Annotated in this window: 20 protein-coding genes; 5 read left to right on the top strand and 15 right to left on the bottom strand. The window is 61.6% G+C overall.

Annotated elements, in window-relative coordinates; all coding sequences use genetic code 11:
- Window positions 1-13: 13 nt before the first annotated feature.
- Window positions 14-2,086, bottom strand: a complete 2,073-nt coding sequence (locus BLR34_RS05115) for a PrkA family serine protein kinase (RefSeq protein ID WP_092700120.1) — start codon at window positions 2,084-2,086, stop codon at window positions 14-16.
- A gap of 357 nt (window positions 2,087-2,443) precedes the next feature.
- Between BLR34_RS05115 and BLR34_RS05110 the strand changes: the two genes are divergently transcribed.
- Window positions 2,444-2,824 carry a DUF5820 family protein gene (locus BLR34_RS05110; protein ID WP_092700118.1) on the top strand — a complete coding sequence of 127 codons (381 nt, stop codon included), beginning with the start codon at window positions 2,444-2,446 and terminating at the stop codon, window positions 2,822-2,824.
- A 26-nt stretch (window positions 2,825-2,850) separates the two neighbouring features.
- Here the strand turns inward: BLR34_RS05110 and BLR34_RS05105 are convergent, their stop codons facing one another.
- From BLR34_RS05105 to BLR34_RS05090, 4 genes are all read right to left on the bottom strand, one after another.
- Window positions 2,851-3,819, bottom strand: a complete 969-nt coding sequence (locus BLR34_RS05105; protein ID WP_092700116.1) for a beta-ribofuranosylaminobenzene 5'-phosphate synthase family protein — start codon at window positions 3,817-3,819, stop codon at window positions 2,851-2,853.
- Window positions 3,820-3,884: 65 nt separating this feature from the next.
- Window positions 3,885-6,578: a valine--tRNA ligase gene (locus BLR34_RS05100; protein WP_092700114.1), complete on the bottom strand. Its 2,694-nt coding sequence runs from the start codon at window positions 6,576-6,578 to the stop codon at window positions 3,885-3,887.
- A 262-nt stretch (window positions 6,579-6,840) separates the two neighbouring features.
- Complete coding sequence (locus tag BLR34_RS05095) at window positions 6,841-7,779, bottom strand: HFX_2341 family transcriptional regulator (RefSeq protein ID WP_092700112.1); 939 nt, start codon at window positions 7,777-7,779, stop codon at window positions 6,841-6,843.
- A gap of 76 nt (window positions 7,780-7,855) precedes the next feature.
- Complete coding sequence (locus BLR34_RS05090) at window positions 7,856-8,422, bottom strand: hypothetical protein (RefSeq protein ID WP_092700110.1); 567 nt, start codon at window positions 8,420-8,422, stop codon at window positions 7,856-7,858.
- 253 nt (window positions 8,423-8,675) lie between these two features.
- On the opposite strand from BLR34_RS05090, the gene grpE reads away from it, so the two are divergent.
- Together grpE and dnaK are read left to right on the top strand one after the other, a co-directional pair.
- Entirely contained in the window at window positions 8,676-9,482 is an 807-nt protein-coding gene (gene grpE, locus BLR34_RS05085) for a nucleotide exchange factor GrpE (protein ID WP_092700108.1), read from the top strand.
- 143 nt (window positions 9,483-9,625) lie between these two features.
- Window positions 9,626-11,545, top strand: coding sequence for a molecular chaperone DnaK (dnaK, locus tag BLR34_RS05080; protein ID WP_092700106.1), 1,920 nt, complete (start codon window positions 9,626-9,628; stop codon window positions 11,543-11,545).
- Between the two features lie 9 nt (window positions 11,546-11,554).
- Here dnaK and BLR34_RS05075 read toward each other — a convergent pair whose 3' ends face one another.
- From BLR34_RS05075 to BLR34_RS05050, 6 genes are read right to left on the bottom strand one after another with little or no spacing between them, the layout of a single operon-like run.
- Entirely contained in the window at window positions 11,555-11,869 is a 315-nt protein-coding gene (locus BLR34_RS05075) for a DUF7977 family protein (RefSeq protein ID WP_092700104.1), read from the bottom strand.
- A complete protein-coding gene (locus BLR34_RS05070; protein WP_092700102.1) occupies window positions 11,859-12,905 on the bottom strand; it encodes a zinc-binding dehydrogenase in 1,047 nt (348 codons plus the stop codon). The genes BLR34_RS05075 and BLR34_RS05070 overlap by 11 nt, the downstream gene beginning before the upstream one ends.
- Window positions 12,906-12,946: 41 nt before the next feature.
- Window positions 12,947-13,249, bottom strand: coding sequence for a chorismate mutase (locus tag BLR34_RS05065; RefSeq protein WP_092700100.1), 303 nt, complete (start codon window positions 13,247-13,249; stop codon window positions 12,947-12,949).
- A complete protein-coding gene (locus BLR34_RS05060) occupies window positions 13,242-14,093 on the bottom strand; it encodes a shikimate kinase (RefSeq protein WP_092700098.1) in 852 nt (283 codons plus the stop codon). Before BLR34_RS05060 ends, BLR34_RS05065 begins: the two co-directional genes overlap by 8 nt.
- Window positions 14,094-14,153: 60 nt before the next feature.
- Complete coding sequence (locus BLR34_RS05055; protein ID WP_092700096.1) at window positions 14,154-14,528, bottom strand: Zn-ribbon domain-containing OB-fold protein; 375 nt, start codon at window positions 14,526-14,528, stop codon at window positions 14,154-14,156.
- On the bottom strand, window positions 14,525-15,676 hold the full coding sequence (locus BLR34_RS05050; RefSeq protein WP_092700094.1) for a thiolase family protein: 1,152 nt from the start codon (window positions 15,674-15,676) through the stop codon (window positions 14,525-14,527). The genes BLR34_RS05055 and BLR34_RS05050 overlap by 4 nt, the downstream gene beginning before the upstream one ends.
- Before the next feature lie 236 nt (window positions 15,677-15,912).
- On the opposite strand from BLR34_RS05050, the gene BLR34_RS05045 reads away from it, so the two are divergent.
- A complete protein-coding gene (locus tag BLR34_RS05045) occupies window positions 15,913-17,007 on the top strand; it encodes an ABC transporter ATP-binding protein (protein ID WP_245683183.1) in 1,095 nt (364 codons plus the stop codon).
- Here the strand turns inward: BLR34_RS05045 and glpB are convergent, their stop codons facing one another.
- The 3 genes from glpB to BLR34_RS05030 all read right to left on the bottom strand — a co-directional run bounded on the left by glpB (window position 17,008) and on the right by BLR34_RS05030 (window position 20,457).
- Window positions 17,008-18,267, bottom strand: coding sequence for a glycerol-3-phosphate dehydrogenase subunit GlpB (gene glpB / locus BLR34_RS05040; protein ID WP_092700092.1), 1,260 nt, complete (start codon window positions 18,265-18,267; stop codon window positions 17,008-17,010).
- Window positions 18,264-20,009, bottom strand: a complete 1,746-nt coding sequence (locus BLR34_RS05035) for an FAD-dependent oxidoreductase (protein WP_176765241.1) — start codon at window positions 20,007-20,009, stop codon at window positions 18,264-18,266. Before BLR34_RS05035 ends, glpB begins: the two co-directional genes overlap by 4 nt.
- A gap of 172 nt (window positions 20,010-20,181) precedes the next feature.
- Entirely contained in the window at window positions 20,182-20,457 is a 276-nt protein-coding gene (locus BLR34_RS05030) for a helix-turn-helix transcriptional regulator (protein WP_092700087.1), read from the bottom strand.
- Between the two features lie 422 nt (window positions 20,458-20,879).
- Here BLR34_RS05030 and BLR34_RS05025 point away from each other — a divergent pair, with 422 nt between their 5' ends.
- Entirely contained in the window at window positions 20,880-22,475 is a 1,596-nt protein-coding gene (locus BLR34_RS05025) for a phospholipase D-like domain-containing protein (RefSeq protein ID WP_092700085.1), read from the top strand.
- Here BLR34_RS05025 and BLR34_RS05020 read toward each other — a convergent pair whose 3' ends face one another.
- The gene (locus BLR34_RS05020; protein ID WP_092700631.1) at window positions 22,476-24,386 is read right to left on the bottom strand and encodes a Hef-associated nuclease; all 1,911 of its coding nucleotides are present in this window, start codon (window positions 24,384-24,386) and stop codon (window positions 22,476-22,478) included.
- Window positions 24,387-24,515 lie beyond the last annotated feature (129 nt).

Below are 24,515 nucleotides of genomic sequence, written 5' to 3'. Positions count from 1 at the left end.
TTCCGTTCATCAGTTATTCCTCCATTTCGCTCTTTGCCACCTCGGCGCCGGCGAATTCGAGCACCTCTTTGGCACCCTCTTCGGAGTACCCCTGCTCGATGAGCGCGTCTATCCACTCGTTGCGCTCGTCGTCGTCCATGTCGCCGCTGGTGACCAGCGCCGAGAAGTTGATGTTGTGTTTCTTGTCTTCCCAGAGCTTGCGTTCGAGTGCCCGCCGCAGCCTGTCGTTGTCCTGTGGCTCGAAGGACACCCCCTCGCGTGCCCGCCGGGACACCCAGTTTGCCACTTCCTGCCGAAAGTCGTCTTTGCGGTCCTCTGGCAGGTTGAGTTTCTCTTCGACGCTGCGCAGGAACTGCTCGTCTGGCTCCTGTTCACGGCCCGTTATCTCGTCTTCGACGGTATCGTCGTCGATGTACGCCATAACGTGGTCCATGTACTTCTCGCCCTGGCGCTGAATCTCGTCGACATCGTAGGCCAGCGCGTGGCGAACGTCTTCGATTGCCCGCTCTTTGTACTCCTCGCGGACGAGTTCGAGATAACGGTAATACGTCTCGAACATGTCCGACGAGATTGAGCCGTGGTTTTCGAGGTTTCCTTCCAGATGGTTGAATGTCGTCAGCGGCGAGAGGAACGACCGCGACCGGTGCATCGAGTCCATGATGGCCTCGGCGATTTCGTCGCCGATAAACCGTGGCGAGACTCCGTCCATCCCCTCGCCGATTTCGACTTTCTCGGCGGCCTCCTCCCGGAGTTTCTTCACGTCGATATCTTCGGTCTCGTCGATTTCACCGTTGTATGCCTTGGCTTTCTGTAGTAGGTCGATACCACCGGCGTCCGGCTCTTCGATACGGGTCAAGACGCCGAACAGACCCGCCATCTCCAGGGTGTGTGGCTCGACACCGATATCAGGGAGGTCCGCGTTCTGGAGCATCTTCCGGTAGATGTGCGCTTCGTCCTCGTAGGAGAGGACGTACGGGAAGTCGATGCGCTTGGTCCGGTCGTTGAACGCCTCCATCTTCTCGTCGCCTTTCTTGTCCCGGTACTCGGGCATGTTCGTCCGGCCAACGATGACCTGGTCGATGTCGATTCTGGGGTTGTTCTTTGGCTTTATCGTCTTCTCCTGGGTCGCGTGCAGGAAGTCATAGAGGAACTCCCGCTGGAGTTTCAGCAGTTCCTCACCAGAGAAGATGCCCCGATTGGAGTTACAGAACGCTCCGGAGTAATCGAAGGCACGCGGGTCAGACTCACCGTAGACGGCGATTTTCGAGTAGTTGACATCGCCCGTGAGCTCCGTCTCGTCTTGGTTTTTCTTGTCTTTTGGCTCGAAGGTCTCGATCGCCTGTCGCTTGTTCTCGTCGGCGAGCAGCCGGACCACCTCGACGTGGTTTTCGAGAACCGCCTGGAGGTCGTCGTCGTAGTGTGCGAGCAGGCGGTCCATGTAGAACTCGCTCGCCGGGTCGAGGGACTGCTCGTTTTCGATAGTGTAGGGCGCGTCCAGCCGCTCGTTGATGTCGTCGATGACCTGTTCGCGCTGTTCTTGGGGGAGCAACACGATAGGGTCCTGATTCATCGGCGAGCGGACAACATCGTCAGCGGGGTCCTGGTCTGGGATAACGCTACAGAGATTCGTCCACCGGAACGTGTACATCCGCCCCTCGTCTCGCGTGGTGTAGTCCTCGAAGTATTGCCGCACCTGGGAGTCGAAGGCCGATTTTCCCGAGCCGACCGGCCCGAGTAACAGGAGGATACGTCGCTCCGGGCCGAGCCCCCGAGCCCCAGATTTGACCTTGTTCACGAACTCGTGGATTGCCTCGTGAATGATTCGACCGTAGAAGGTGTTTTCACCCTCGTTCAGCGGGTCTTCTGAGGCGAGCTGGTACTCGACGACGCCCTGGTCTTCGTCGTATGTCGTTCCGTAGTAGTCGAACATGTCGGCGACGCGCTGGTGTGCTCCGCGGGCGATGCGTGGCTCGTCGTAGAGTTCGGCGAGGTACCAGTCGAACGACCGCGGCTTGCGCAGGTCACTCGGTATCGTGTCTTTGTACTCCTCGCTCAGCGATTCCAGGGTGCGTTCGTGTTCACTCATTGTTATCTCCGTTGGTCTGGTGGCAGCCTCTCGTGGGCGCGACCGTCGCGTGTGGTCTGTCTCGGTGCCGACTTGCCGTCAGTTCTGGACCGGTTCCGTCAGGACGGGGGGGACCTTCGATTGTCGATCTGTTCCGCATCCTTTTAGTATAGTACTTCTACTCACATATAAATCTCACTGTGATTGGGTTACCCTACCCGATAGATCGCCACACAAAACGCTACAATACCACCACGAGGGCGACAGAACCGTTCGGATATCGTACATCACGTGACAGGGATTTATACGTGGCGCGGTGAAAACGGCCAACGAAGGCCGAACACTGTCGTTTATATTTCTGGACAGCAAACTGAAGCTATGGAATTCGAGGGACTCGACGATGCTTGGGAGGTCTGGAGTCTGGAGTCGACCAAGGCGGTGCTCGCGTACCGGCCTGACGTGTTCGACAGCCAGGAGTTCCCACCCGAATGTCTCCCAACTATTTACGTGACAAAAGGCCGGCGCGGCCGCCGTCCCGGGCGCGATGTTCCCGACCCAGAGGACCCCTGGTATATCACACTCTACCTGGAACCCGAGGTCAACCTCGACGAACGGGCATTCGAATCCCAGGGAGCCGCCACAGCGGGTGCGATGGACCTCGCAGATGAGTTCTCTCGGGGAGAGGTGTCTTACCGCGACCTCTATCAGGTCCCTCGCCAGACCTATTTCGAGCGCCTCGACGAGTTGACCGGCCGGTAGCGCTCCGGGCGGCGTTGTAGGTGTAGTTACTCGCGAGTGAGCGAGTAGCCCGAAGCGCTCGGTTCGACAACTCTGACGGTGCCGTCCGGGACTTGTCCCCCGAGTGCGGCCGTCGCTGCCTCTCTTGCCTGCGTAGCCCTGGCGACGTCGGTGACCCCGTAAACGGTCGGCCCCCAAGATGACTGTCCGGTCCCGAAAACCCCCTCACTCTGTGAGAGTCGTTCGATGACGTCGCCGGCAGGTGGTCGGTAGACGCCACCCTGCTCGTCGGCGTACCAGGTTCCGTTGAGGCGACCGATACGCTCGACCGCGTCACCGAACGCCTCGATGTTTCCTTCGGCGATGGCGGGTAGCAACTCGCGCGTGAGAACGGCCGCGATGTCGTCTGCAACAGTCGGGTTCGCGCCGTCGACGGCCGACTGCATGCTCGCGTCCTCGTTCGACCCGCTCTGTCCAGACTCGGCCGCCGGCGTCACGACGACGAACCGCCAGTCTTCTGGGAGTGGTGTCGCGACGATAGGGGCCGGGACCTCCCAGTTGCCGGGGGCCGGCGGGCTGGTGGTGAACCGCTCTGTCGGGTGACCCGCGTCCACGACGAAGCCGCCGGTCTCGAACGTTGCGACCCCGACGCCGCTACGACCGCCCCGTCCCATCTCCGGGGCCGCCTCTCGCGGGTCGACAGATTTCCCATACGCTTTCGCAATGCCGACCAGACAGGCCAGCGCAAGCTGTGTTCCGCTGCCGAGGCCGACGTGTCGGTCGTATCGCTCGTCGACAGTGAGCCGAGCGCCGGGGACGTCGAGCACGTCGAGGGCAGTCTCAGCGTAGCCCTGGACGCAGTCGTCATCATAGTCGAGGTGCTCGGCCTGTGACACCTCGATACTGATGTGTGGCTCGTCGAGTCCGAGGCCGATGCCGCCGTAGAGCCGGTCGTGTGCCAGTGAGAGATTCTGAAAGCCGACGTGCAGGCGTGCACTCGTCTCGACGGTGACCATCGTGATACGTACTACCGGACATCAGGTAAAAAATGTACCCACGGCGACAGAACTTGCGGCCGAGCCTATCGCACGATGACGACCGCCCGCTCAGTCTCTATCATCTGTCCCTCGCCCGAATACGTCCGGGACTTCTCTATCTCGAACATCTCGTCGTCGAGTTCGAACTGGCCGTCGGCAAGATAGAGCGTGTCGCCGCTCACCTCGAACTCGCCAGACTCGATGGCGTCGTCGATTGCCCCCACATCGGAACCGAACTCAGGACCGACGAGCGAGTAATCGAGGTCGATATCGCTAATTTCGGTCGTCACCTCGGGCTCGTCGTCGAACGTCTCGATTCGCGTAACGTGCATCACGTCGCTGATAGCGTCGCTAAACCCGCCGACGTGGCCGTATATGTCAACGGCTTCGAGGCGCTCGTTCAGCGGAAGTCCCTCTTCTGTCTTGTACCGTCGCAGCGCACCGATAACCTCCATGGCCGTCTCGCCGGCCGCGAGGTCGGCGTCGTAGCCGGCCGGCTCGGGCCAAGCCTGGCGGTGCAGCGACTCCTCGGGGTCGTAGAGGCGCTGGTAGAGTTCTTCGGTGACGTGGGGCAACAGCGGCGCCCACAGTTTGAGGAACGTGTTGTGAGCGCGCAAAAGCGTGTACTCCGTGGATTCGTCGCCACCTCCTGAGAGACGCTGTTTGGCGATTTCGAGGTAGTCGTCACAGAACGTCGACCAGAAGAAGGTCCGGAGGTCGTCGCGTGCCTTTGCAAATTCGTAGTTATCGAAGCGCTCGGTCAAGGATTCGATTGTCTCGTCGAGCCGAGCGAGGAACCATCGGTCGATGTCGGCCAGCTCGGACTCCGGTCTTTCCTCGTCCAGTATCGAGCGGTCCACGTCCTCGGTGAGCTGGTCGACTAACCGGGAGGCGTTCCAGAGCTTCTGGAGGAGGCGCTCGCCGGCCTCCAGTGCGTTCTCGCGGTACGGGAAGTCGTCGCCAATTGAGGCGCTTGCCGTCCAGTAGCGGGTCGCGTCGATGGGGTATTCGTCGATGACCTCACTGGGTGCAATGAAGTTCCCCTTGGACTTCGACATCGCCTCGCGGTTCTCGTCCAGCACCATCCCGTGGATGATGACATCTTCGAAGGGGGCCTCGCCGGTGTGTTCGTAACATTTCACTACCGTGTGGAACAGCCAAAACGAGATAATATCGTGGCCCTGTGGCCGAAGGTTCATCGGGTACAGCTCGGGCTGTTCCATCCGTAGCTCGCCCACGTCGGCGTCCCAGTCCCAGCCGGCGTTGACGAGCGGCGTCAGTGACGAAGTCGCCCAGGTGTCGAACACGTCCTTGTCGGGCGCGAACTCGTCGTGGCCACAGTCAGGACAGGCGTCGACAGGCGGCTCGTCTTCGATTGGGTCGACTGGAAGGGCCTCGCGGTCGGCGGTGATAGCCTCGTCACACTCTTGACAGTACCAGACCGGGAACGGGATACCCGAGTCGCGCTGTCGGGAGATACACCAGTCCCATTCGAGTCCTTCAATCCAGTGTTTGTACCGGGTGAACATCTTCTCGGGGTGCCAGTCGATTTCCCGGCCGGCGTCGAGGTACTCGTCTTTCTTGTCGAGTATCTCGACGTACCACTGTTCGGTGACCAGGTACTCGACTTCCTCGTCACACCGCTCGTGGACCTGCACCGTGTGTTCGTGGTCGCGGGATTCGAGCAGGTAGCCGGCCTCGTCGAGGTCTTCGATGATTGCCGCTCGGGCGTCGGCGGTGCTCAGTCCCTCGTACTCGTCTGCGAGGTCGGTCATCGTCCCCGACTCGTCGATGGCGATACGCAAATCGAGGTCGTGGGCCTGGTACCACTCGATGTCTGTCTGGTCGCCGAACGTACAACACATCACTAGCCCACTGCCAGTTTCGAGGTCGACGCGGTCGTCTTCGAGAATCGGGACTTCCTGACCGAACAGCGGCACGCGTGCGGTTCCACCGACGAGGTGCTGGTTCGCGTCGTCGTCGGGGTGGACGAACACCGAGACACAGGCCGGCAGCAGTTCGGGCCGCGTCGTCGAGATGGTGAACGTCTCCTGTGTGGTCTCGCCGTCGCCGGCTTCGACCAACTCGAAGTCGATGTCGTTGAACTTCGTCTGCTTTGTCAGGTCCTCCTGTTCGACCTGCGAGATAGCGGTCTCACAGTCGGGACACCAGATGGTCGGCGCCCGCTGTCGGTACTCTCGTCCCTGGTCGTAGAGGTCGAGAAACGACAGCTGTGAGGTGCGCTGGACCTGCGGGGAGATGGTCTTGTATGTGTTCTCCCAATCGATTGAGATAGCCAGTGACTGCACGTCGTCGGTGAACTCCGCCTCGTAGTCCTGACAGACATCGCGGCACTTCTCCTGAAATTCGCGACGGGTGAAATCGCCGTGATTGATACCCAATTCGCGCTCTGTCAGTCGCTCGGAGGCGATGCCGTTGTCGTCGTAGCCGAAGGGGAAATAGACATCGTCGCCGTACATCCGCTTGAATCGGGCAACGAAGTCCATCAGGGTGAGGCCATAGAGGTGTCCCATGTGCAGGTCACCCGAGACCGTCGGCGGCGGGGTGTCGATGCTGTACTGTGTGTCGAGGTCGCCTTGGTAGGCGTACGTCTCCTCGTCCACCCAGCGCTGTTGCCAGGTTGGCTCGACCGCCTCGGGGTCGTATTCACCGCTAAGGCCGTCTCGGTCGTTGTTTGCGGGCGATTCCTCGTTCGATGAGTGGTCTGTCTCGCTCATGTGTGACAGTGACTGTTCCTGTTCGAGAGGGAGCCGTCCCTGTGAACGGAACGTCGGTAGTTGATAGCTGTACGAGCGCCGAGGGGTGTGGTTTAGTGGGGCAGAAACGCCCCTACTACGGGAGAGACGAAAACCAGCGTCGCAGTCACTCGACGCGCCATTACGCCACTGTGTTACGCCCGACAGATTAACCTCTTCGGTTTCGCTCCCCAGCAGTGTCCCTGTGCTGTTAGCTTGGTCGCTTCGCTCCCGCCCGTCGACTCTACAGCGACCGCTCCTGACCGTCTCTGTCGCGTCCGGAGTGTGCACGGACCCACAGACGGCCAATCCGTGAGAGCGTCGTATGATAGGACTTGCCGTCGGACTCCTGTTCGATGTATCCTTTTCCGCCGGGACCGAGCCTGTCGACGGTGTAGATGACCTTGGAACGAAAGGAGTCAGTGTATTCCTCGCCCAGTTCTCGGGCGAGTTGCTGTGCTAACTCCGACACCGAGTCGAACGCCCCGTGTTCACCCAGCGTGAACAGAATCACCTCTTCGAACGGCTTGACGTTCGAGAACAACGCAACCGGCAGTTCGACGACGTGGCTGCCGCCGATTTCCTTGGCTCCAATCGTCGTCCCGCGTTCGTCGAACTCCGAGAGCAGTTCCTGTGCGCTGTCGAGCCGGTCGGTGATACGGTCGGCCATTCCCCCGTCGGGCTGCTCGCCGTTCTTGAGGTCTTCGAGCAGGTCACGCTGGGCACGCAACTCCTCGGCGAGTTCGGTTTCGAGGTACTTCTCGGGTACCGTGTAGTAGGTGTGAATACGGTCGCGGTCGGACTCGCGCTCGACCATGATAGAGTGTGCCGCCGTCGCAAACGCAAACGAGACGGTCCGGGGCATCGCTGAGATGTTCACCCAGACCTCGCTGTCGCCGCTGTCGCCGCGGTCGAGTTCTTGGAGGATGAGGTCGTAGGCCTGCTCGAAGGCGCCGTCGTAGTCGTAGACGTCGCCGATGACGTACTGCTCGGTCTCCGCGCCGAGCAGGCTCCGGAAGTCCTGTTCGAGCTTCTCGGCGAGCTGTCGGGAGTACTCGACGTTGGCCTGACTCCCGACGTCGCCTTTGAGCAGGACGACGTGGTCGACATCCAACTGCTCGCGCACCAGCGGCGCGATGACCCGGTCGTAGTCGAAGCCGACCGGGACGATATGGGTCTGCATATGCTGATATATCGGTGCTGTTTGTAAAAAGCACAGTCTTCCTGAACGACCGTCTCGTCACTGCGGTGTACTTCCGTCACCACTCCACGTGCCAGGCGAACTTCTCGTTCGGTTTTGGGGTCGTTTCGGTAAACTCGGGGCGTGCCCGTCTTGGGCCGTATTTCTCTATGATACCCTGATAAATCCCCTTCACGTACGGCTTGGTGTAAGGATATCCGTTCGTCGCTCCGAAATGCCCGGCAGTGCCCGACAAATCGAACGTGTACTGCCCGGCCGGACGGTCGCTGTCAGTGTTTCTGTAGGAGTTCCCCACAGAATGTTCGTCGCGAAGCATCTCGAGTGCTTCCTGTATCGTGGTATCGTCGGGGAACGGAAGCTCTTTTGCGGTGGCTATTCCGCCCTCAGTCATCGTTTTCGGCCCCACCTCGACGAGGACGGCCTCGAATCCTTCTTTGACTTTGTCGTGTCGGTAGTACTCCTCGGCAGAGACGTCGCCAATCTTCGCTTCGAAAATCCGTTCGACCTTCTGTGCGAACACTGGCGAAACCTCTCCTGCGGCATCGATAAACGCGATAATGTATCTCCCGGTCGCTTCCGCAGTTGGGTCATACCCCGTCTCTGTGTCCCGAACTCTGTCAGACATCGTCTCTCTCAAGCGCTGTCGGGGAGTTAGTATTTCGCCATGCGTTGTAAGGTGCGCTTTATAAGTAGCGTCGAGGGACACCGCTCGATCGGTATCCGGCGCCCTCGCTGTAGTCCGTCTTTGGGTCGTGTTCCTGTCCGATATCGGCGAGTGTAATCCGTTCGTTGTCTCCCGATACCGACCACAGCGGCCGTATCACTCCCGGACAGTGGAGGTCGTTCTCTTTATACCCACGCACTGATTTCTAGCAGATATGACCGAGCAGGACACAGAAGACGAGCATACGGAGCAGGAAACTCCCGAACAGGGTCAAGAGGAGACTGCCAATCAAGAAACCCATCACGACGAGACGACAGCCGACTCGGCGACGGAGTTCCTCTCTGAGATAGCAGAGGCACCCGAGGAAGATGTCGACGAGGTCCTCGCCGATATCGTCGCCGAGGACGCCGACGACACGGATACGGATACCGACAGCACGGCTGACCCTGCCGAGATGGTGGTCGACGACGACCTCGTGGCAGAGCTCGAATCTATGCAGACCGAACAGCTGGCGCGAACGGTCGCCGTCTTGCGGGCGGAAGTCGACAGACTCGACACAGAGCTTGCCGACACGAGGGCAGAGGCAGACGACCTGGAGTCTCGGCTTGCGCGCAAGCAAGCTGACTTCCAGAACTACAAGAAACGCCAGAAAAAGCGCCTCGAAGAAGAAAAACAGCGCGCGACCGAGGATTTCGTCACGCGTCTGCTCGACGTACGCGATAACCTCGAACGCGCCCTGGAACAAGACGAGGACACAGACATCAGGAGCGGTGTCGAATCGACGCTCGACCAGTTCGACCAACAACTCGAGCGCGAGAACGTCGAACCAATCGAACCCGAAGTCGGAGCGGAGACCGACCCCCGAAGGCACGAGGTGCTGGCCACCATCGCCTCGGACCAGCCCGAAGATACCGTCGCGCAGGTCCACCGTCCGGGCTATGTGATGGGCGAGAAAGTCCTTCGGCCCGCACAGGTCGCCGTCAGTGACGGCTCGCTCGACGAGCAAGCAGGGTCGGAGTAACGGTGGATTTGCGGTACGACTATAATCTTTGGGGAGCGAGGACTGCTCCGGTCTAAATCCACGGGATGACGGCTTGTGTGGCCGACGCACGTCCGGCGCATCTAGCAACTTTTAACCGATGGAATCGGGTAGTTACTGATAACATGGCAAGCAACAAAATTCTCGGTATCGACCTCGGGACCACGAACAGCGCGTTCGCGGTCATGGAGGGCGGTGACCCGGAGATTATCGTCAACAGCGAAGGCGAGCGGACGACACCCTCCGTCGTCGCGTTCTCTGACGGGGAACAGATTGTGGGCAAACCGGCGAAAAATCAGGCCGTCCAGAACCCCGACAACACAATCGAGTCAATAAAGCGACACATGGGGGACGACGACTACACCGTCGACCTCGACGGCGAGGAGTACACCCCCGAACAGGTGTCGGCGATGACGCTCCAGAAAATCAAGCGCGACGCCGAGGACTACCTCGGCGAGGAAATCGAGCGTGCGGTCATCACCGTCCCGGCGTATTTCTCTGACCGACAGCGCCAGGCAACTAAAGACGCCGGCGAAATCGCTGGCTTCGAGGTCGAACGCATCGTCAACGAGCCGACGGCCGCAGCGATGGCATACGGTCTCGACGACGAGTCCGACCAGACGGTGCTCGTCTACGACCTCGGTGGCGGGACCTTCGACGTCTCTATTCTCGAACTCGGCGGCGGTGTCTACGAAGTGGTCGCCACGAACGGCGACAACGGCCTCGGGGGCGACGACTGGGACCGGGCGATTATCGACTGGCTGGCCGACGACTTCGAGGACGAACACGGTATCGACCTGCGGGAGGACCGTCAGGCCCTCCAGCGCCTCACCGAAGCCGCCGAAGAGGCGAAAATCGAGCTCTCGACCCGGAAGGAGACGACGATTAACCTTCCGTTTATCGCGGCAGACGACGAAGGGCCGAAAGACCTCGAAGCCTCGCTGACCCGTGCGAAATTCGAGTCCCTGACGAGCGACCTCGTCGAACGGACCGTCGGCCCGACGGAAACGGCCCTCGACGACGCAGGGCTGACAAAATCCGACATCGACGAAGTCATTCTCGTCGGCGGGTCGACCCGGATGCCGATGATACAGGAGAAAGTCGACGAGATGACCGGCAAAGAGCCCAAAAAGAACGTCAACCCCGACGAGGCCGTGGCACTCGGCGCGGCCATTCAGGGCGGCGTGCTGGCGGGCGATGTCGACGACATCGTGCTCGTCGACGTGACGCCGCTCTCGCTCGGCGTCGAGGTCAAGGGCGGGCTCTTCGAGCGCCTTATCGAGAAGAACACCTCTATCCCGACAGAGGAGTCGAAAATCTTCACCACCGCCCAAGACAACCAGACGATGGTCCAGATTCGCGTTTTCCAGGGCGAGCGTGAAATCGCCGAAGAGAACGAACTCCTCGGCGAGTTCAGCCTGACCGGCATTCCGCCCGCACCTGCTGGCACGCCACAGATTGAGGTCACCTTCGAAATCGACGAGAACGGTATCGTCAACGTGGGTGCTGAGGACAAAGGCTCCGGCGAGAGCGAGGAAATCACCATCGAGGGTGGCGCTGGCCTCTCTGACGAGGAAATCGAAGAGATGCAGGAAGAAGCCGAGAAACACGCCGAGGAAGACGAGAAACGCCGCGAGCGCATCGAGGCCCGCAACGAGGCCGAGGCCACCATCCAGCGCGCGGAGACCCTGCTCGACGAGAACGAGGAGGCCGTCGACGACGACCTCCGCGAGACAATCGAATCCGCAATCGAGGACCTGCAGGAAGTCGTCGACGACGAGGACGCGACCAAAGAGGAACTCGAAGACGCCGCCGAGGACCTTTCCGAGGAACTTCAGGAAATCGGCAAGCAGATGTACCAAGAGCAGGCCGGTGAGGCCGGTGCGGCAGGCGGCCCCGGCGGCATGGGCGGTGCCGCTGGCGGACCAGGCGGCATGGGCGGCGCTGCCGGCGGACCCGGTGCTGGCGCTGGCGCAGATGCCGGCGAGGAGTACGTCGACGCAGACTTCGAGGATGTCGACGACGAGGACGAGAACGACGAGTAACTGAGCGGCTTACTTTTCTCGACGCGAGCTAACCGCAGCCCAGATTGAGACGCCGCCGAGCAACAGCGCCGGAATCATCGGCAGCGTGAGATAGGCCTGTCGCCAGCCGATGCCGATTTCAGCGATGAAATCCTGTGCGTAGGGCAGATAGAGCACGGCAGCCGGCACGACGAGGAACGAGACGACGATGACGCCGACCAGCAGCCAGCCGCGCCAGTCGAACTCCTCTTGGTCGGGTGGGCGGTAGCTGGGATATTCTGACGGGTGCTCGCTCTCGCCGCCAGACGGCGAGTCGTCCGTCGACTCCGGTGGATTATACGTCATACAACTTGTCCGGATTTACGACTACCTTGCCAAAACCCTTACGTTCTTCGAGCAGCCGGTGTGCCTCGGCCGTCTCGCTCATCGGCAGCGTCGCGCGGATGCGGGGTTCGAAGGTGCCGTCCCAGACGAGGCCGAGCACGTCGTCGACCTCACCGGGTGTGGCCATCGTCGACCCGATGATGTCGAGCTGGTTCCAGAAGATGCGGTCGATATCTGTTTCGGGTCGGCCGCCGGTCGTCGCCCCACAGGTGACGATACGGCCGCCGCGGGCGAGGCTCTTGATGGAGTCGTGCCAGGTCGCTGCGCCGACGTGGTCGACTACCATGTCGACGCCGCGGTTCCCGGTCCGGTCCCGGATTTCGGCCGCGAAGTCTTCTTCCTCGTAGTTGATGACGTGGTCGGCACCGATCTCGCTCGCGTAGGACAGCTTCTCGTCGGTACTCGCGGTAGCGTACACCTCCGCGCCGGCGTAGTCGGCAACCTGGACTGCCGCGTGACCGACGCCGCCACTCGCGCCGAGGACGAGGACTGATTCGCCGGCAGAGAGGTCGCCGCGGGTCAACAGCATCCGCCAGGCCGTCTGAAAGACCAGCGGCGCGGCCGCTGCCGTCTCCCAGTCGACGTGTTCAGGAACCGGAACGAGGTTGTCCGCCGGAACGACCGCCTGCTCGGCGTGGACACCACGGACGTGTTCGCCGATGATGTGGTAGTTCACACACAGCGTCGGCTCGCCGCGTCGGCAGAACTCACAGTCGCCACAGCTGACGCCGGCCGATACCGCGACGCGGTCGCCGGACTCGAATCGGTCGACCCCGTCGCCGACCGCCTCGACGACACCAGCGCCGTCACTCCCGGGGATGTGCGGCAGGTCGAGGTCGAGTCCCGGCAGTCCGCGCCGCGTCCAGACGTCCAGATGGTTCAACGCACCGGCACGCATCTCGACGCGGACCTCGCCGCGTCCGGGCTCTTCAGGGTAGAACTCGCCGTACTCGATAACATCCCGCTCGCCGTGGTCGGTGAACTGAACGGCCTTCATACACGAGGCAAGGACGGCCCGGGAGAAAATCCTACTGGAAGCTACCGGCTCTCGCGTTGCTCTACTTTGTTCAACTCGATGAGCAGGCGAAAGATTGCCTTGACGAGGTTAGCGTCGACGTCGAACCGCTCGGCGTTCTCGCCCGCGCGGTCCATCACCTCCTGTTCCTGTTCCTCGTCGACAGTTGGCAATCCCTGCTGTGCTTTGACATCGGCAATCGTGTCAGCGACGTATGTCCGTTGGGCGATTAGCTCGACGAGCTCGCGGTCGATACTCCGGATTTCTGCGCGGAGTTCGTCTAGCGTCATCTCTTCCGGGTCGACGTTACTGTTTGTCTCAGTCATGGATACGTGCACCCTCACTCTGCGTCGTAGTAAGCAGTGTGGTCCCCTGACGGTCGTCCCAGCGTTCTTGGACCGCCGCCAAGTCGTCACCGTCGCCGACGGCGACGAAACTCGGTCCCGTTCCCGACAGCGAGACGCCAGCCACATCGGGCATGGCCTCAAGCATCGGCTCGACAGAGAACCCGAGCGCGCCACAGAACGCGAGACCATTGACCGTCATCGCACGCTTGAACTCACCGTCACGAGCGAGGTCGGCAACCAACTCGGCCACCGGCGCAATCTGTCGACACCGCTCGACGGGCGCGTCGCTGCTGAACGCCTGTTCTGGCGGTGTCCAGACCAGCACGTCCCACGCTCGGGTTTCGCGGTGGAGGAGTTCGTCGCGGTCGTTGTCGGTCACCGTTACACCGCCGAGCATGCTAGCGCTTGCGTCGTCGAAGGCTCCTGTGACGGTGACGCCTGTATCCCGTGCCGCCTGAACACCGAGTTTGGCCGCCGCCGTTCGTGACACCTCGTCGACGGCATCGAGCGCCGAGAGGGTCGCAAGCACTGTCGCATTCGCTGCTGCGCTGGAGGACTTTAGCCCCGACGCGAGCGGGACCTCACTGTCCGTACGGACGGTCCCTCCCTGGTCGTCCCCATACTCGGCGGTGACGAGTTCGACACACCGTTCGACGAGTCGCGTGTCAGCGTCCTCGACGCCTGCCACGAAACCACTCACCGACTCACCGTCCAGCGAAACGGTCGCCGTCACCTCTGGACCGATTGCAAACGCCGAGCCGGTTCCTGTCGCTAGTGCGTTCAACACGGTCCCCGCTGCCGGCGCCGCTGCTCGTCCTTCCATGCGAGTTTCTGGCATATGGCTGCACTTACGTGTACTGGTCACTGAACGCCGTGTGATACGTTATGCTGGCTCGAACCGGAACCCGTGCCAGGCTTGGTCAGTCCCCTCGCGGACGCTGTGTTCGGGATTTCGGAGCTGTTCGACGTAGACTGGCGCTACCTCGTCACCAACAGCTACCGCATCTGTCGTTCCGCCGAGAACGGTGACTGTCCCGCTCTCGCGGGAGAATTCGACGAGTGCAAGCGTATTTGGCTCCCGGACACCGGGAGGCGTCGACTCGACAGTCGTCCAAGAGACGACAATTCCCGTCTCGGCTGTCAGGTCGACCGTTTCGGTCTGCTCGACGCCACAGTCTGGACAGCGCGGGTGTGACGGATACGTGACGTGGCCGTTCTCACAGCAGTGGGCCAACAGCCGAGGGGTATTGTCGCTCACCGTGCCACCTCCAGCACTGCACTGGTCACGCAGTTTCCGAACCCGCCGACGTTACAGGTGAGACCAGCCTCGGCCTCGACCTGTCGCTGTCCGGCTTCACCCAGAAGCTGGCGGTATATCTCGACGGCCTGTGCGACGCCAGTTGCACCGAGTGGATGGCCGCGGGCTTTTAGCCCGCCCGAGGTGTTCACCGGCAGCGACCCGTCGCGTGTCGTAGTGCCGTCCATCGCATACCGCCAGCCCTCTCCGCGCTCGGCAAAGCCAAACGCCTCAAGCTGGAGGGGTTCGAGCAGCGTCACCATATCGTGTAACTCCGCAACGTCGATATCGTCGGGCCCGAGCCCGGCCATCTCGAAGGCCTGTTCACCGCTCGCTGCGACGGCATCCATCCACGTCGGGTCGTCGCGCTCGTGGACGACGTGGGTGTCTGTCGCGCCGGCGACCCCAGAGAGTACGACGAACTCGTCGGCATACTCACGAGCCACCGAGGCGGGACAGAAGAGTAATGCGGCGCTCCCGTCGGTGAGGGGGCAGTAGTCATAGAGCCGAAGCGGGTCCGCGACCATCGGGCTCTCGAGGGCTGTCTCAACGTCAATCGACTTCTGAAACTGCGCGTCGGGATTGTTCCGCGCGTTGTCGTGGTTCTTGACGGCGACGTGGGCGAGACTCTCGCGTGGCGCGTCGAAGCGGTCGAGATACAGCCGGGCAGCGAGCCCGGCGAACGACGGGAGCGTCACCCCGTGGGCGTACTCGGATGGATGGGTGAGCGAGGCGATGATGTCGCTCGCCTCGCCGGTCGTCCGGTGTGTCATCTTCTCTGCGCCGACGAGCAGCGTCATCTCACTGGCACCCGACGCGATAGACTGCCACGCAGCGTACAGTCCTGCGCCGCCGGACGCGGAGGTCTGCCCGACTCGCTGGGTGTACGCCGGGACCGCGCCGATATCGTAGGCGAGTGCGTTCATCACGCCAGTCTGGCCCTCGAACTCGCCACTTGCCATGTTCGAGAGATAGAGATGGTCGACTGCCGAGGCCCCGACACCCGTGTCGTCGAGACAGTCTAGAGCCGCCTCCGTCGCGAGGTCTCGCACCCACCCCTCGCGCGTGCCGAACTGTGTCATCGACGCGCTGAGTACTGCAACGTCCATGCATTACCCATCTGGCGCTCGGTTGTGTAGGTTTTGGTACTCCACAAAGCAGTTTTCAGGCCCGAACGCCGCCGGTCCGAACGATATCTGCACGCTGGGAAATACCGATAGATACTTTTGGCACTCCTAAAAATATAGTGTAGAGAGACGACGTGTCGCCCCGCGGGATGGGGGGCACTGCCCCGAATATGAGTCAAACTAACCCCTACACTGAACCTGAGTCAGATGCTGCCGAGATGCCGGTCGTCGAGTCACACGACGAGGAGACGGGGGAAACTGTTCTCGAAATCGACGGACTGACGCGGACCTACGAGCAGGAGTGTGCGGTCGAAGCGTTCTCGCTCTCTGTCGACGAAGGGGAGTTGGTGACGCTTCTCGGTCCCTCCGGGTGTGGGAAGACGACAACGCTACGGATGATTGCGGGGCTGGAACGTCCCACTGAGGGGACAATTCACATAGACGGCTCGGCCGTCGCCGACGACGACGCCTTTGTTCCCTCTGAGCGCCGCGACGTGGGACTGGTCTTCCAGAACTTCGCACTGTTCCCACATCTCACTGTCGAGGAAAACGTCACGTTCGGTATCAAGGACTGGGATGACGACCCAAAGCGCGAGCGCGCCGAGGAACTGCTGGAGCTTGTCGGCCTCTTGGACCACCGCGAGAAAAAGCCCGACCAGCTCTCGGGCGGCCAGCAACAGCGGGTCGCGCTGGCCCGCTCGCTCGCGCCCGAGCCGGACGTACTCTTGCTCGATGAACCGTTCTCGAATCTCGACGTGCGACTGCGCATCGAGATGCGCGAGGAGGTCCGGCGTATCCTCAAGAAGGCCGGCGTGACCGCCATCTCGGTCACCCACGACCAAGAGGAGGCGCTGTCGATTTCTGACCGCGTCGCGATTATGAACGACGGGAAACTCGAACAGGTCGGCAAGCCAGAGGTAGTCTTCGAGAACCCGGAGTCCCGGTTCGTCGCGAGCTTCCTCGGGCGAGCGAGCTTCCTCCCGAGTCGCGTCATCGGCGAGACCGTCGAGACAGAGCTCGGGACCCTCACGACGAAGAAGCTCAACGGGCCGGTCGACGCCTACGATGGGGCCGAAATCGACGTGCTCGTCAGGCCCGACGACCTCGAAGCCGTGCCGTGTAACGAGGCGACTGCTGACGGACACATCGTCCACCGCCAGTACAACGGACCGACGTTCGTCTATCAGGTGGCCCTGGAGAGCGGTACCACTGTCAGGTGTCTCCACAACCACGCAGAGACATTCGAACACGGCCAGCCGGTCGCCGTCTCGCTGAAATCCGACCACTCGCTGGCCTGGTATCCGAAGACGTAGTCACCAGTCGACGGCGCTTCGCCCTGCCTCGTACCCGGTGACGACCGCGACGCCGCTTCTCGACCGTTCCTCAACGAAATTGTGGCCGCCGATAACGCCGCCGACCGCAACAAGGTTCTCGAACACCGGACCGTTTCGGGATGTCGGCTTGAGTTCCGAGGTTACGTCGACACCGGCACGTGCGAACCAGTGGTCTCCCAGAGGAGCGGATATAGACCACTCGCTGTGCTTCTCGGGGGACTCCACCGGGCAGTCGAAGGCGGGTTCGACGACTTCGGTCTCGGTGCCGACGAGACCACCGCTTGCCACGCCACCGGTCGCCAGCACGAAGTTATCTCCCTCGATAGAGCGCTGTTCTGTCTCCGTCGCGACGTTTACTGACTGTATCGACCCCCCCGTAGACGAGACCTCGGTTACCGTCGCTCGCGTCAACTCGATACCGGCCTCGTCGAGTCGGTCGAACAGCCGCTCTCGCAGACGGATGCCAGGTAGGTTCGGCTCGCCGACCGGTAACTCGAACACCGCCGCCTGAAGCTGGGATTCCAGTTCGCGGCGAATCTCGTCGTGTTGGGTTACGCCGAGAACTGGCGGGAACCCGACCCGTGACTCGATATCGAGCGCCGGTCGGACTGCCCGGGCGAGTGCCTCCCGAACGGGCCTTCCGTCGGAAGTCTCGTTGTTCTCGTCGAGTGCCCGGGCGAACGCCTCGAATGGCGGCGTCTCCGTGGCATCGATCGGGAACTCGACGGTCGAGGCGGTCACGTCAAACGGTGCCACCGAATCGAGTCGGTCAGCCACGAGGTCGGCATCAATGTGGGTGAGACAATCCAGCCCGACGAGATGCATGGGACGCTGGCTGCTGACCAGCCCCGCGGCGACGGTCACGGGATACCGATAGGTCGGACGCACTCCACCAGTAACTGTCGGCGCAAGTGCGTTCCTGTCGGTACCGCGGTAGGTGGACCGGTCGCTATCCGCGAACACGTCGTCGAGATACGCGAGCGCCCGAGTTAGGTCGTCTTCCCCGACCAGATTGTAGGGGTGGTCTGCCGGGAGCGAGTCGATTCGGGCGGCAGGCCGGGCAACAGGACCTTGCTGGTCGGGGACGTAGCCGAGCACGTCGATGGTACCGGGTTCGTGTCTGTATCGCTCGGGCGAGACCGCAAGGACGTGAACATCGGCGCTTGGGTCGGCGTCTTTCGCGGCAAGCGCGGCGATACAGCCGCCGATACCGGCGCCGACGATGACCACGCGACTCATCGCGATAGCTCACCCCCGGTCGGTCGCTCGCAAGCAAGTGGCCGCGTCCTGTTTGCGGTCTCTCTCCCGTCGGCGAACGAATCGAGGTCGATGCCCGGGTCGGCCGCCTCGCCGTCCTGGCTGTCCTCTCCGTGTATCGCCTCGTCGCCGAGCGCCATCGTTTCGACGTACGACCGGTAGGTCCTCGTTGCGCTTTCGAGTGTCTCGCCCCGGAGGACCGGACGCTGTGTCTCCCAGTGCTCGTCGAGGAACGCCTGCAAAACCGTAGCGACGACCGATTCGTCGTACTCGGGATAGAGCGCGCTTGCGACCCTGTACGCACATTGACTCTCCCCCCAGGAACCAAACTCGGTCCCCAGGCGGAGTGTCGCCTCCTCGATAGCTGGTGACTCACACGCCTCGAACGCGGCTTCAAGTTCCGCCTGTGTTACCGGGAGCGAGTCACAGACGACCGGACGCTCGTCTGTGATGTCACTCGCCGCCCCCAGTGGCTCGACCGTCGGGAGCGGTATCTCGTCGGTCTGGCACTCGCGGCGGATACCGAACTTGGCACAGACATCGTCGGCCACCTGTTCGGCGACGTATCGGTGAGTCGTTAGCGAACCGCCTACAATCGTCGTCATGCCCCAACAGCCGTCTCGGTCACCGTGGTCGAGTAGCTCGTGGTCGTGACCGGCTTCCCCGCCGGAGCACTGGAGACTGAGAGCAGAATCCGCTCTGAGTGTCTCCTCATTCTGGAGAGCCGGAACTGCCTCGCTCGCTCGGTCTTCCAGTTCGCGTACGTCGGTAATCGAAGCAGCCGCCCCGTCGTCGTCCGTGACGGTCTTTCGCATCGTTCCGATGGCGGTTCGGCCACGGCGTGGCATGACTACGGTGTCCTCGCCGTCCGAAGAACGATAGGTAACGACGGTGTCGGGCGGGTTAGCATCGACGAGGAGCGTGCTCTCGACAACAGTCTGTCGCCCCAGTTCGAGACCGGCGAGTGAGGCCACTTCGTCGGCTCGGCCGCCGACTGCGTTGACGACGTAGTCCGGGTCGATTTCGTCCGTCGATGGCGCTGTGAACTGCTTTGCCTCCTCGGCGGCCTCACCCGGCATCGTCCGGTCAGCGTCGTCTGGCTCACCACCGGGGACACCGGGCTTCCCCCCGTCTGTGACCGGCTGTACGGCCGCGGGGTGAGCCCCAGGAGCGGGGTCGTGTCTGAGCGATACCGTATCGAGTGTTCCCTCCTCGACGCCGATACCGGTCACAGTTGTGTGAGGTCTGATAGTCGCTCCGTACTCCCGGGCGCTGCTCGCGGTGGCGAGTGTCAACGTGAACGGGTCGACAACCGCGTCCGGAGCCGAGACGGCCCGGCCGACATCGTCAGACAGCCCAGGCTCTCGCTCTCGCAGGTCGTCGCCCTCGATAGTGTCTGTCGGAATCGAGGCCGAATCGGCGGCCTTCCGGAGCGTCTCGCCTTGCGCGGGACTGTCGGAGACCATCAGCCCACCGGTATTTTCGATGCAGTCACCCGCTATCTGCCCCAGTTTCTGGCGCTCGCTGTGCAAGCGTTTGGCCAGCGTCTCGTCGCTGCTATGTCGGGCACCGCTCTCGATGACGCCGAGCCCTCGTGTCGTTCCGGTTCCCAGGCCACGTTCCGTGACGAGCGTCACGTCGAGTCCACGGATAGCGAGGTCTCTGGCGACTCCGGTTCCGAGAACGCCACCACCGATTACCAGCACGTGCGGTGTGTAGCCCATTCGATTACACGTGACTGTGGTACCGGTGCACTTAATGGGTGTGTTGTCGAGTGAGGTTGCTGTAACCTCACCAGCCCAGACCGGTAAAAAACGAGACAATAAAGCATCAGCAGCGTATACATCCCCCCTATCTCCGCCGACCATCCAGACCACAGCAGCGGTCGGGTCTGTGCTATACTTCGATGTAGCCGCGTTTCCACTCCTCTCTTGCTTCGAGTTCTCGCTGGCCCCGGTTTGTGACGGTATAAGAGTTCGTCCGCTTGTCGATTTCCCCCTTCTCGACGAGCCCTTTCTCGACCAGCGTATCCAGATTCGGATACAGTCGACCGTGCTGAATCTCCGTCCCGTAGTAGTCCTCGAGTTCCTCTTTGATTGCGAGTCCATGTGGCTCGTCCATCCCTGCGGTTATATACAGCAAGTCACGCTGAAATCCTGTCAAGTCGTACATCGCTATCACACACTTTCATCTCGTTGGTATTAATTCTAACGAGAAGTTGTAATGTCTTATTTTCCCGGCGACAGTGGGTTGAATCTGTGTTTGAGGGGTTCTATAACTATTTTCACTCCCCAAATCACAACGTTGCTAAAAGTCAGTTTTCGTTGTCATTTACAGAAGGATTCATATTTAAAATTCTCGTAAATTCAGAGAGATATATGATTCTGTCCGACCGCACGTTGGGTCACGTACAATGGAGATGGTGGCTCGGTGTTAGTGTCCTCATCAGAAGGGGCTCAGTGGGGGTAACGTCTCGTCATCGCCACCATACAAACACGCTCACGAGACCAGTGGTCATCAAGGTTCCGAGTACAGACCCCACCTGGTCGGTGTGATGCGGGATTTTATATACCGTCCCGAAACCAAACAGGCCCGTGTACCGTGTAGTGGCCGTCGTTTTGCTCGGGTGTGTCTGCCTATCGGCGGGTCTGGCGACGGGCACCACAGCGGAGGCCGAACCAGCGATTGTCGGCCTCTACCCGAATCCAGCTGCCGACGGCGACGAGGGCGAGTTCGTTACGCTTAGTGTCCCGCCGAGCACAAACCTATCTGAGTACCGGTTAGCCGACGAGCAGAGGTCCGTCCGGCTCGAATCCCCGTCCACTGCGGAGTCGGGGTCGGTAGTAACGTTCTCGACTGACCCACAGCGTACCGCTACGCTTGTCGACCAGCCGGTCAGCGCGATTGCAGACGGGATACGACTCGCAAACGGCGGCGAGCGTGTTCGACTCATCCACAACGGCTCCGTCGTGGATGCGGTGACTTACGGCCGTGCACCCGAGGGAGAAACCTACGACGCCAGCAGCGACAGCTGGAAACCGCTCGGGAACACCCAGCGGCCGGTTATCTCCGACGCCGGCGGAACCGTCGAGGCGTTCGTCCTTCCTGACGAACCCGACAGAGCAGTTGCCTTTCTCGAGAACGCCTCCGAACGAATCCTCCTCGCGGGGTACACAGTTACCTCCGAGCGAGTCGTCGAGGCGCTCGTTGCGGCACACAAGCGAGGCGTCGAGGTAGACGTGCTCGCTGAGGGTAGTCCGGTTGGGGGACTGACTGAAGATGGTGCGGCCGCGTTCGACGCGCTCGCCGATGCGGGCATCTCCGTCCGTGTCTTTGCGGGCGAGCCAGCGCGGTACCGGTATCACCACGCGAAGTACGCCGTCGTCGACGGTCGCGCTCTCGTGACGACCGAGAACTGGAAGCCCGCGGGCACCGGCGGACGTGACAGCCGCGGCTGGGCGGTAATCACCAGGCAAAGGGATATCGTAGCGGGGCTCGTCGAGACGTTTCGCGCGGACGCGGGATGGGTCGATACGAAACGCTGGGAGGTCGTCGACAAAGACACAGTCAGCGACGACGAGCCGTCACCACCCGACTTTCCACGTAACTTCGAGGCGGCACAGCTACCGGTCAACAGGACGAGACTGCTTGTCGCACCCGACAACGCCGAGCAGTCACTAGTCCGTGCTATCGACGCGGCAGAAGAGTCACTCGACATCAAACAGGTCCGTATCAGCGACCGGGCTGTTCCGTTGCTACGGGCCACGCTCCGTGCCGCCACACGGGGCGTCCGCGTCCGAATCTTGCTCTCCGGTGCGTGGTACGTCGAATCGGAGAACCGCCAGATGAAACGCTGGCTGGAGGAGCAGGCGTCGGCCGGAGACCTTCCGCTGTCGGTCAGGATAGCCACCCCTGAGGGCCGATTCGGGAAAATTCACGCGAAGGGACTGATCGTCGACGGCCAGCAGACATTCGTTGGCAGCGTCAACTGGGGGAACAACTCGCTACGGAACAACCGAGAGGTCGGGCTGTTACTGGACGGAGCGGCAGTCGGCGAATACTTCGGGACCGTCTTCGAGAGCGACTGGCGACGAGAGGACAGCCAGCTACCAGTTGGCTACGTAGCCGCCTGTCTGGTCGCCGCGGTAACTGCCCTCGCTGTCGGCAAGCGCATCGAGTTCGAGGGCTAACTACTCCGAGATGACTGCGGAACTGCCGAGGTCTTCGTCGATTTCCGCGTCTGCCATCTTCTCGACGAGCGCGTCGACAACCGCCTCGCGCATACCGCTGACGAACTTGATTGAGCCGACGACGAGGTGACCACCGCCAGAGACACCGCCGCCAGGCACCTCTGCCTGCAGTTCTGCGACCATCTCAGGGATGTCGAGGCGTACCCCGTCAGAGCGCAGGACAGCGAAGTCTGGCCCGTAGCCGATTGTGATGACCGGGTCCCCAGTCTCCTCGACTTTCTTGTCGTGAATCTTGCCGGTCGTCTTGCCTGGTGCGGGGTACGTGAACCGCCGGGCATGGCTCTCGACGTCGATTCGATAGAGGTGTGCCCCGTTGTCCAGTTCTTCACGAGTTACGTGTTCTAAGGCCGCATCGAGCTGTGTCTCCACGTCGCGCTCGGCGCGTTCTGTGAAGAGGTCGACCAGCCGCTCGTGGCGCTCAGTATCGTCGCAGTTGACGTTAAGCAGGTCGTTGACGAGTTCGCGGCCGTCGTTGTATTTCAGCCAGTAGGTGGCGTAATCGAGCGCCTCACCGATATCGACGAGGCGGTGTTTGTCGTACCCTTCCTCGCTCGCCAGCGCGAGGTACTCATCCATCGCATCAGCATCGGAACGGTCTGCGAGTCCTGCCACGGCAGGAACGTGTCGGAGGTCATCGGTCACGTCCGGCGCAATCATCCGGGCTATCTCGACGGACATCATACCCGTAGTGATGCGGTAATCCTCGTCGTAGAGGTAGGGGTTGACGTGTTTCTCGACCAGCCCCTCCACTGCCTCGGGGTCGGGGTGGTGGTGGTCGACAACGAGAATCGGCACGTCGTAGTGTGTGAGGTTGCGGTAGGCCGGCGTATCTTCCTCGGTACTCCCGTTGTCAAGCATCAGGAACAGCGGGAGTTTCTGGCCGTGTCGCTTGCGGTTTTCGAGCGCGAAATTGAGGTCGCGAGTCACGTCTTCGAGCTCGTAGAAGGGTGCCTTACTCGGGAGGCGCTTGAGCAGGTGTCGCGGAGCCTCCGGGTCCTCCCAGGTCGCCTCGATGAACTGTTCGAGCGCGTACTGCAGCGGCACGCTCGCACAGAGGCCGTCACCGTCAGCGTGATGTCGCATCCGAATCGGGCGGCCCTCGAGCACCGTCTCACGCAGGCGAGCGGCGACAGTCTGTAGGTCTCCGCGAAGCTTCTCGAAGGCAGGCCAGTCGATGAGTGGCTCTACATCCGCTGGGGTCGCGGGACCTGCTTTTTCGAACCGCTCGGTAACTGTCTCGCGAGCTTCGCCATCCAGAGTGGCGATGCTGTCGACCTCTATCTGTGTGTATCCCTCGCGAGTCTCGGCGGTGCCGGAAATCCGAACCACGTCGTCGAGCTCAATATCAGGATAGGCACGGACGCCTGCCTCCTCGAACGCCGCACAGGGTACGACGGCCGACGCAGTCCGGACCTGGAAGATAGTCGGGCCGCCGGTCTGTTTTATCTGGACGACCTTGCCGTCGAGATGGACCTCGTCACCGACCGCGTCCGGTAGCGTCTCACCGGTGACCTCCTGTCCCGGGCCGACCTGTTCCCGAACGTAGTCTGCGAGCTGGACTTCGGTGAAGCTGACATCTCCGTCAGGCCTCACCTCGGCGAGTTCGACGATAACCTCGTCGCCGACATCGTAACTCCCGATGAGATTCGAGGAGTGTACGAGACCGGACACAGATTCTGAGAGGTCGACGAAAACGCCGTATTCGACGACACCGTTGACCGTCCCGACGTACTTCTCGCCGGAGTCGATATCGTCGAGCGTACAGCCGGCTGCGAGGTCATAGACGGTCGTCGGTTCGTCAGAGTCAGCGAAGTCGGTACCGTCGTCCCCGGTACCGTTTGGTGTAGACATATAGTCTCCGTACGTCACTTGCCGGTTTTTAAGCTTCGATATACATCTGTTTCTCTCCTACCGTGTGGCTGGCCGAGATGCGGGTAACGAGTGGTTCCGGAACCCTTAGAAGTGGCCGCTGTTGAGTTG

The organism is Halovenus aranensis, from assembly GCF_900100385.1.
Taxonomy (GTDB): Archaea; Halobacteriota; Halobacteria; order Halobacteriales; family Haloarculaceae; genus Halovenus; species Halovenus aranensis.
Note: the sequence above shows the minus strand (reverse complement) of the source record. Positions and strands in the feature narration are given on the sequence as shown.